The organism is Streptomyces caniscabiei (assembly GCF_014930365.1).
Classification (GTDB): Bacteria; Actinomycetota; Actinomycetes; order Streptomycetales; family Streptomycetaceae; genus Streptomyces; species Streptomyces caniscabiei.
In genome coordinates, this window is sequence record NZ_JABXWI010000006.1 from 528,058 (window position 1) to 536,188 (window position 8,131).

Annotated in this window: 7 protein-coding genes; 4 read left to right on the forward strand and 3 right to left on the reverse strand. The window is 70.2% G+C overall.

All coding sequences use genetic code 11. The features are described from left to right. Position 1: 1 nt before the first annotated feature. A complete protein-coding gene (locus HW837_RS19875) occupies positions 2–946 on the reverse strand; it encodes a DUF4097 family beta strand repeat-containing protein (protein ID WP_078853590.1) in 945 nt (314 codons plus the stop codon). 159 nt (positions 947–1,105) lie between these two features. Between HW837_RS19875 and HW837_RS19880 the strand changes: the two genes are divergently transcribed. Further along, positions 1,106–1,957 carry a hypothetical protein gene (locus HW837_RS19880; protein ID WP_045558987.1) on the forward strand — a complete coding sequence of 284 codons (852 nt, stop codon included), beginning with the start codon at positions 1,106–1,108 and terminating at the stop codon, positions 1,955–1,957. 196 nt (positions 1,958–2,153) lie between these two features. Here the strand turns inward: HW837_RS19880 and HW837_RS19885 are convergent, their stop codons facing one another. Further along, the gene (locus HW837_RS19885; RefSeq protein WP_003961784.1) at positions 2,154–2,336 is read right to left on the reverse strand and encodes a DUF6104 family protein; all 183 of its coding nucleotides are present in this window, start codon (positions 2,334–2,336) and stop codon (positions 2,154–2,156) included. A 156-nt stretch (positions 2,337–2,492) separates the two neighbouring features. Between HW837_RS19885 and HW837_RS19890 the strand changes: the two genes are divergently transcribed. From HW837_RS19890 to HW837_RS19900, 3 genes are read left to right on the forward strand one after another with little or no spacing between them, the layout of a single operon-like run. Beyond that, a complete protein-coding gene (locus HW837_RS19890) occupies positions 2,493–2,939 on the forward strand; it encodes a hypothetical protein (RefSeq protein WP_045558986.1) in 447 nt (148 codons plus the stop codon). Then, positions 2,923–3,693, forward strand: a complete 771-nt coding sequence (locus HW837_RS19895; RefSeq protein ID WP_193382675.1) for a hypothetical protein — start codon at positions 2,923–2,925, stop codon at positions 3,691–3,693. Before HW837_RS19890 ends, HW837_RS19895 begins: the two co-directional genes overlap by 17 nt. A 10-nt stretch (positions 3,694–3,703) precedes the next feature. Then, a complete protein-coding gene (locus HW837_RS19900; protein WP_177261988.1) occupies positions 3,704–4,588 on the forward strand; it encodes a transporter substrate-binding domain-containing protein in 885 nt (294 codons plus the stop codon). An 84-nt stretch (positions 4,589–4,672) separates the two neighbouring features. Here the strand turns inward: HW837_RS19900 and HW837_RS19905 are convergent. Further along, the coding region (locus HW837_RS19905) for a multifunctional oxoglutarate decarboxylase/oxoglutarate dehydrogenase thiamine pyrophosphate-binding subunit/dihydrolipoyllysine-residue succinyltransferase subunit (RefSeq protein WP_193383458.1) at positions 4,673–8,131 on the reverse strand (3,459 nt) is incomplete at its 5' end.

The following is an 8,131-nucleotide window of genomic DNA, read 5'->3' on the forward strand; positions in this document are numbered from 1 at the left end:
GTCAGAGCACCTTCTTGTCGGTCGTGCGAGGGGTCGTGCCGTCGGTCGCGTCGGCGGGCGCGTCTGCGGATGTGGCGTTCGCGTCAGCGGCCTTGGCGTCCGGGTCGGGGGAGTCCGGGGTGTCCCAGGGCTGGTCCTCCGACGGGGGCCTGCGGAGGAGGGCGATGGAGCCGGAGATCGTCGTGGCCTTGAGGCGGCCGTTGCCCGGGCCGAGGCGGCCGGTGACCTTGTGGGCGCCCCAGGGGCCGCTGACACGGAGGTCGTCGAAGGCGTTGGAGATGGTGCCGCTGGCCGTGTTGGCCTCGACCTCGGCGTCGGCGGGGTGGGGGAGGCGGATGGCGATCTCGCCGGAGACGCTGGAGAGGCCGATGTCGGTGGGGCCGCCCATGGGGTCGAGGTCGAGGATGATGGCACCGCTCACCGAGTCGGCCTTCACCGTGGGGCAGGAGCCCTCTATGACGGTCAGATCGCCGGAGACGGAACTGAGCCGCAGATCGCCGGTGAGGGCCTGTGCCTCCACACTTCCCGAGACCGTGGTGGCGCGCACCGGGCCCGACAGGCCGACCAGGGTGGTGTCCCCCGAGACGCCCTTCACCTCCGTACGCCCTCCCAGCCCGGAGACGACGGCCGTGGCACCCACCACGCCCACCTCGACCCGGGTGCCCGTGGGGACGGCGAGCGACACCAGGACGTTGCGGCGCCAGCCCTTGCGGTCGAGCCACTTCAGGAAGCCCTTCCAGGGCAGGTCGTCGTAGGCCACGGTCAGGGTGCCGTCCTTCTGCGTCACCGTAAGCGGTGGGCCCTCGACATCGGCCACCTCCAGGCGGGCGGAACCTTCGTCGGTGCCCATGACGTTCACCGTTCCGTTGACGACGCGCACGTGCAGTGCCGTCACCGGCTCGTCGAACGTGAGCTTTCGCGGCTCGGCGACGGACCACTCGGACATGGTGCTGACCTCCTCGACGGACCAAGACACGACAAGAACACCAGACGCGCACTATCGCGTCTCCCGCAATTCACGATATATCGCGGTGAGGGAAAGTCAAGACACCCGTTCTGGTGATCCCGCAGGATGTTCCCGGACAAATCGGCCTAGCGTGGAGGCATGTCGACGGAACGCTCCCAGGGATCCCGTGACCCCCGGCCCGCCCCCGCGCCCGGCGCGCTCCTGCTCTGCCGGGCGGATCCCGACTCCGTCGCCCCCGTCGCCCAGCTGCTGCGCGAACGCATGCTGCTCGTCCCCGCCGGCCCCGAGTGGACGGCGCTCGTACCGGAGGGAAAGCCCTGGTCGCACGGCGGGGAGCTGGTCGACCGGGTCCTCACCGGCTGGGCCACCGCCCTCGCCGTCGGAGTCCCGTGGCCCGTCCTCGCCCTGTGGTGGGACGCCGACCGCGGCGGCTACACGCTCGCCGCCGGATTCCGCCGCACCGTCGGCTACGTATGGCTCGCGAACGGCACCCCCGTCGGCGAGGACGAGGCCATGCGCACCTTCGCCGCCCGACTGGGGCTGGATCCGGTCCTTGACGGGGAGTCGCTGGACCACCTCACCGAGCCCGACCCGGCCGCCGACGCCCGCGCCCGCCTGCTGGGCCTGCTCGCCGTCCTCACCCGCGCGGGCATGTCACTCCCCGCGGGCCTCACCCCGGGCGAACCCGCCGACCGGCTCCGTGAGGTCGCCCGTGTCCAGCCCGGGGTCCAGCGCATCGAGTGGACCGGCTGGCGCGGGGCCGTCCGCACGGAACTCGACGCCCTCGAACGTGGCCGCCTCGGCCCGTGGCTCCCCTGGGCCGGCACCCCCAGAGCGCGCGCCCTTGCCACCGTCCAGCTCCTCGCGGGCCTCCCGCTCACCGCCTGGGGCCTGCACCGCCGCAGCCCCGGCTGGCTCGTCGCCGGCGCCCTCCTGATCGGCCACGGCACCCTGGGCCTGCTCTACGACCTGGCCCACCCGCGAGACTGAACCGGCCGCGAGACAAGACGGAAGCCGGCCGTGGAGTGAGCGGGCCACGGGACTGAACCGGGCCGCGAGACAAGACGGAAGCCGGCCGTGGAGCGAGCCGGCCGCGAGGCTGAAGCCGGTCGTACGAGTGAGGTCGGCCCCGCCGCCGAGCCCTGGCCCTGTCGCTGAGCCCCGGCCGCGCCCGCCCAAAAGGTGGCTACTCGTCCTCGTCCTCGTCGTCCAGCCGTGCCAGCCACGTGGCCAGCCGCTCCACCGGCACCTCGAAGTCCGGGTTCAGGTCCACGAAGGTCCGCAGCTGCTCGGCGAGCCACTCGAACGTGACCTCCTCCTCGCCGCGCCGCTTCTCCAGTTCCTCGATGCCGCGGTCGGTGAAGTACATGGCTCGCTCTCCTGGGTCCGTACATGGTCGATGTGCCGCTCACAGCGTACGAAATCGATCGACGCCCCTCGGTCGCGTCGGCCGACGGCTATGGTGTGCGCCTGGCGATTTCTGGGCAACTGCCCTATTTCGTACGCCTGTTCAGGGAGCGGTGAGATGTCCGAACTGATATCGGCGGTCGGTCAGCTGTCCCCCTATCTGAGCGCGGCCGCGGCCTCGATGGGGACGGCCGTGCTCGTCACGGCCAGGGATCAGCTGGCGGTCAGTGCCGTACGCGGCGGCCGCGCGTTCCTGGCCGCGGCCCTGCGCCGCCGGGACGACGCGGGGGACGAGGACGCCGCCGGGGCGGCGACGGTGTTCGAAGGGCTCGGCGACGAGGAGCGGGCCCTGGTGGAAGCGGCCGTGGGCCACTGGCTCGCCGGTGGCGACCTGAGCGCCGCCGCCCTGGAGGCGCAGGTCACGAAGGCCGAGGGCGTCGGGCGGGGCGGTGACCTCCATGTGACGGCTCGCGGGAGGCACGCGGTGGCCGTGGGGCGGATCGAACGCGATCTCACCATCACGTTCGGGGCGGACCCGCGAGCGGCAGATGTCCCAGCCGACTGACAGCATCCCGACGAGCGGCCACGACGAGCCCGTCGAGGACCGACGGCCCGGCGTCTTCGGACAGGGCCGCTGGGTGACGGCCGTCGGACAGGTACTGGGCAACCTCGTGGTCAGCCTGGTCGTGGGCGACGCGCTCAAGGACGCCGCCGAGGGGGCGCGGAGCTGGCGGGTCTGGAACTGGCTGCCCTTCCTGGTGGTCCTCGGCCTGGGCGGCACCGCCCTGCTCCGTACGAAGGGCTCCTCCGAGCAGTTGCTGTGGGTGTGCCTGATGCTCGGTGTGGCGGTGACGGCCGCGCTGGTACGGGTGGCGGGCTTCCGGCACCCCGCGGCCGTCGCCGCCCTCGTCTCGGCGCTGTCCGTGGCCCTCGCCGCCGGTGCGGTGGTGCGGGCGGAGTATCTCCGTGAGCACGGGGAGGTCGACGTCAAGGGCCGGACGACGGTCTCGCCTTCCCGGTCGCTGACGGACGGGGAGACGCTCGACGTGATGGTGCGCGGTACGCAGGCGCGCACCCATCTGCGCCTCGTCCTCTCGGTCGCGGACGCCCACGAGGACACGGACTTCTGTACCCCGGACACCACTCTCGACGTCGGTCCGGGCGGTGGCCGGCCCCCAGTCATCGGGGTCCGCTCGGGTGAGGTGGTCGACCTCGCGCTGGGCGGGTCACGGCCGGACGCCCAGGTCCGTGTGACGGTCCGCACGTCCCCCGGCTGCCAGATGCACGTGACCGTCCGCGATGCCGTCCTGCACGGCTGAAGGAGACCGTATGAACTGGAACACCCGTTGGATCTTCGCTGCCTCGCTTGTCCTCTTCGTCTGCAGTGCCACCGGTCTCGCGGTGGGCGGCATACCGGACGAGCAGGCTCCCACTTTCCTCGGCTCGGAACAGCTCAGAGTGGGCATGCACAACGACCTGCCCAACATCTCCTACGAGGAGAACTACAAGCGCCACGGATTCGATCCCGAGGTGTTCCGGGCGGCCATGAAGGGGCTGGACATCGAGGAGGACGACGTGACGCTGACCAATGTGTCCTCCGAGGCTCGCGTCGCGAAGCTGCGGGAGGGCCACCTCGACATGGTGGTCGCCAGCTTCTCCATCACTCCGGAGCGGATGAAGGTGATCGACTTCGCGGGGCCGTACGCCACCACGTTCCAGGGGTTCCTGGTGGGCCCTGAAGGCGATGGCATCGAGGAGCTGACCGACCTGGGCGGAAAGATCGTGTGTTCCTGGGACGGCAGTACCTCCGCGGACGTACTGCGGCGCTTCAAGCTCGCCGACATCGAGGCGAAGATCCTCCTCGACGCCTCCGACTGCGTCGAGCAGCTCAGGGAGGGGAAGGTCGACGCCGTCTTCACCGACCAGATGATCCTCCAGGGCTTCGCGGAGCGTCACAGCGACGACGGGCTCAGGGTGGTTCCCGGACTCACGATGGGCGGGCCCCAGCACTGGGGTATCGGTCTGCCCAAGGGGCACCGGCCCGACTGCCTGCGACTGCGCGAGATCGTGAAGGACTACGTCGCGAGCAGCCAGTGGAAGAGCGACTTCGAGGCATGGCTGCCGGGCATCGCCGACCAGGACGCGGGCTGGATCGACGACTACCGGCCGAGTGCCGACGCGATCGACGCCCGTTCCTGCCGCGACAGTCCCTGACGTCGCCCGGCGCGAACGCCGAGGGCCCGGTCCGAGTGACGTAGCACTCGGGCCGGGCCCTCGCCGTGACCGGAGGTCAGAGGCTCACGCCTCGAACACCTCGCGCACCAGCTGCTCCTGCTCGGCCTGGTGGCGCTTCGCCGAACCGACCGCCGGGGACGACCCGTGCGGGCGGGAGATGCGCCGCAGGCGCTCGCCGTGCGGGACGTCCGCGCCGACCGCGAGGTCGAGGTGGTCGATCAGGTTGAGGGCGATGAAGGGCCAGGCGCCCTGGTTCGCCGGCTCCTCCTGGGTCCACAGGTACTTCTCGGCGTTCGGGTACTTGTTGACCTCCGCCTGGACCTCGGCCCCGGGGAGGGGGTAGAGGCGCTCGATGCGGATGATCGCCGTGTCCGTGACGCCGCGCTTCTGACGCTCGGCCTCCAGGTCGTAGTAGACCTTGCCGGCGCAGAAGACGACCTTCTTGACCGCGTTCGGGTCGACCGAGCTGTCGCCGATGACCGGGCGGAACTCGCCGCTCGTGAACTCCTCCGCCTTCGACGCGGCGGCCTTCAGACGCAGCATCGACTTCGGGGTGAAGACGACCAGCGGCTTGTGGTGCGGGTTGTGCACCTGCCAGCGCAGAAGGTGGAAGTAGTTCGACGGCGACGTCGGCATGGCGACCGTCATGTTGTTCTGGGCGCACATCTGGAGGAAGCGCTCCGGGCGGGCGGACGAGTGGTCCGGGCCCTGGCCCTCGTAGCCGTGCGGGAGCAGCAGGGTGACGCCGGACGTCTGGCCCCACTTCTGCTCCGCCGAGGAGATGAACTCGTCCACGACCGTCTGGGCGCCGTTGACGAAGTCGCCGAACTGCGCCTCCCACATCACCAGGGACTCGGGGCGGGCCAGCGAGTAGCCGTACTCGAAGCCCATCGCCGCGTACTCGGAGAGCAGGGAGTTGTAGACGTTCAGCCGCGCCTGGTCCTCGGAGAGGTACATCAGCGGCGTGAACTCCTCGCCCGTCTCACGGTCGATGATGACCGCGTGACGCTGGCCGAAGGTGCCGCGCTGCGAGTCCTGGCCGGCCAGCCGGACCGGGGTGCCCTCCAGCAGGAGGGAGCCGACCGCGAGGGTCTCGCCCATGCCCCAGTCGATCGTGCCGTCCTCGACCATGGCCGCCCGGCGCTGCAGCTGCGGCAGCAGACGCGGGTGGGCGGTGATGTGGTCCGGGACGTTGACCTGGGACTCGGCGATGCGCTTGACGGTCTCCGCCGTGATCGCGGTGTTCACCGCGACCGGGAAGCCGTCCTGCGGGTCGTGGACCTCGGCGGACGCCGACTGGGAGGTGGCCTCGCGGACCTCCGTGAAGACCTTCTCCAGCTGGCCCTGGTAGTCCTGCAGGGCCTGCTCGGCCTCTTCCAGGGTGATGTCGCCGCGACCGATGAGGGACTCGGTGTAGAGCTTGCGCACCGAGCGCTTCTTGTCGATCAGGTCGTACATCAGCGGCTGGGTGAAGGCCGGGTTGTCCGACTCGTTGTGACCGCGGCGGCGGTAGCAGATGAGGTCGATCACCACGTCCTTGTTGAACGCCTGACGGAACTCGAAGGCGAGCCGCGCGACGCGGACCACGGCCTCCGGGTCGTCGCCGTTCACGTGGAAGATCGGGGCCTCGATCATGCGGGCCACGTCCGTCGCGTACATCGAGGAACGCGACGACTCGGGGGCCGCGGTGAAGCCGACCTGGTTGTTGATGACGATGTGGACCGTGCCGCCGGTGCGGTAGCCGCGCAGCTGCGACATGTTCAGGGTCTCGGCCACCACGCCCTGGCCCGCGAAGGCCGCGTCGCCGTGGATCGCCACCGGCATGACCGTGAAGTCCGTGCCGCCCTTGTTGATGATGTCCTGCTTGGCACGGACGATGCCCTCGAGGACCGGGTCCACCGCCTCCAGGTGGGAGGGGTTGGCGGCCAGGGAGACCTTGATCTGCTCGCCGTCCAGGCCCGTGAAGGTGCCCTCGGCGCCCAGGTGGTACTTCACGTCGCCGGAGCCGTGCATCGACTTCGGATCGAGGTTGCCCTCGAACTCGCGGAAGATCTGCGCGTACGACTTGCCGACGATGTTCGCCAGGACGTTCAGCCGGCCGCGGTGGGCCATGCCGATGACGACCTCGTCGAGGCGGGACTCCGCCGCCGAGTCGATGACCGCGTCGAGCAGCGGGATGACCGACTCGCCGCCCTCGAGCGAGAAGCGCTTCTGGCCGACGTACTTGGTCTGCAGGAAGGTCTCGAAGGCCTCCGCCGCGTTCAGCCGGCGCAGGATGCGCAGCTGCTCCTCGCGCTCCGGCTTGCTGTGCGGGCGCTCGATGCGGTCCTGGATCCAGCGGCGCTGCTTCGGGTCCTGGATGTGCATGAACTCGACGCCGGTGGTGCGGCAGTACGAGTCGCGCAGCACGCCCAGGATGTCGCGCAGCTTCATCAGGGACTTGCCCGCGAAGCCGCCGACCGCGAACTCCCGCTCCAGGTCCCACAGGGTGAGACCGTGCTCGGTGATGTCCAGGTCGGGGTGCTTGCGCTGGCGGTACTCCAGCGGGTCGGTGTCGGCCATGACGTGGCCGCGGACCCGGTAGGAGTGGATCAGCTCGAAGACGCGGGCGGCCTTGGTGACGTCGTCGTCGTGGCTGGCGTCGATGTCCTTGAGCCAGCGGACCGGCTCGTAGGGGATGCGCAGCGCCTCGAAGATCTCGTCGTAGAAGCCGTTCTCCCCGAGGAGGGAGTTGGCGACGACGCGGAGGAACTCGCCGGACGCGGCGCCCTGGATGACCCGGTGGTCGTAGGTCGACGTGAGCGTCATGACCTTCGCGATGCCGAGCTTGTTCAGGGTGTCCTGGCTGGTGCCCTGGAACTCCGCCGGGTAGTCCATCGAGCCCACGCCCATGATGACCGACTGGCCGGGCATCAGACGGGGCACGGAGTGGACGGTGCCGAGGCCGCCGGGGTTGGTCAGGGAGACCGTGACACCGGTGAAGTCGTCCATCGTCAGCTTGCCGTCACGGGCGCGGCGGACGATGTCCTCGTAGGCCTGCCAGAACTCGAAGAAGTTCAGCGTCTCGGCCTTCTTGATGCCCGCGACGACCAGCTGGCGGTCGCCGTTGGGCTTCACCAGGTCGATGGCGAGGCCGAAGTTGACGTGCGGCGGCTTGACGAGGGTGGGCTTCCCGTCCTTCTCCGCGTAGTGCCAGTTCATCGACGGCATCGTCTTGATGGCCTGCACCATCGCGTAGCCGATCAGGTGCGTGAAGGAGATCTTCCCGCCCCGGGCGCGCTTCAGGTGGTTGTTGATGACGATGCGGTTGTCGAACAGCAGCTTCACCGGGACCGCGCGCACGGACGTGGCCGTGGGCAGCTCCAGGGAGGCGTTCATGTTCTTCGCGACCGCGGCGGCCGGGCCGCGCAGGGTGATCAGCTCCGGGCCCTCGGCGGCGGCAGCGGCGGGCGCGGCCTGCTTCGCGGGGGCGGCGGCCTTCGGCTTCGCCGGCGCGGGCGCGGCGGCCGCGGGCTTCGCGGG

Coding starts and splice junctions, on each gene's coding strand:
- HW837_RS19875 (WP_078853590.1), bottom strand. CDS start 946: ATGTCCGAGTGGTCCGTCGCCGAGCCGCGAAAGCTCACGTTCGACGAG.
- HW837_RS19880 (WP_045558987.1), top strand. CDS start 1,106: ATGTCGACGGAACGCTCCCAGGGATCCCGTGACCCCCGGCCCGCCCCC.
- HW837_RS19885 (WP_003961784.1), bottom strand. CDS start 2,336: ATGTACTTCACCGACCGCGGCATCGAGGAACTGGAGAAGCGGCGCGGC.
- HW837_RS19890 (WP_045558986.1), top strand. CDS start 2,493: ATGTCCGAACTGATATCGGCGGTCGGTCAGCTGTCCCCCTATCTGAGC.
- HW837_RS19895 (WP_193382675.1), top strand. CDS start 2,923: ATGTCCCAGCCGACTGACAGCATCCCGACGAGCGGCCACGACGAGCCC.
- HW837_RS19900 (WP_177261988.1), top strand. CDS start 3,704: ATGAACTGGAACACCCGTTGGATCTTCGCTGCCTCGCTTGTCCTCTTC.